The 514-nt window shown below is 62.8% G+C and carries 1 protein-coding gene; it reads left to right on the forward strand.

Annotation, left to right across the window (positions count from 1 at the left end):
- On the forward strand, positions 1-514 hold a 514-nt coding region (locus CWM66_RS28250; protein ID WP_146159968.1), incomplete at both ends, for a M48 family metallopeptidase.

The raw sequence follows: 514 nt of genomic DNA on the forward strand, positions 1-514 counted from the left end.
CCTCAAGGGCCAGGCGTTGTACCAGGCCGAGCGCTACCAGGAAGCCATCCCGGTGTTGAAGCAGGCCATCGCCGCTTCGCCGGAGCCGAAGGACAACTGGAACCAGCTGCTGATGGCGGCCTACGCCGAAGCCGGCCAGACGGGTGAAGCCGTCGCCTCGGCCGAACAGCTCGCCGCCAAGAACCCGAACGACAAGAAGGCGCAGATCAACCTGGCGAGCATGTACATGCAGGCCGACCAGATGGACAAGGCCGCCGCCATCATGGACAAGCTGCGTGCCAGCGGCCAGCTGACCGACGAGCGCGAATACAAGCAGCTGTACTCGATCTACGCGAATACGGACAACAAGGAAAAGGACGTCATCGCGGTCATCAACGAGGGCATCTCCAAGGGGATCCTCAAGCCGGACTACCAGACCTATCTGGCGCTGGCCCAGTCGTACTACTACACCGACCAGCTGCCGCAGGCGATCGAGAACTGGCAGAAGGCCGCTCCCCTTTCCAAGGACGGCGAG

Origin of the sequence: Kosakonia sp. H7A, from assembly GCF_003028445.1 — a bacterium.
Lineage (GTDB): Bacteria > Pseudomonadota > Gammaproteobacteria > Enterobacterales > Enterobacteriaceae > Kosakonia > Kosakonia radicincitans.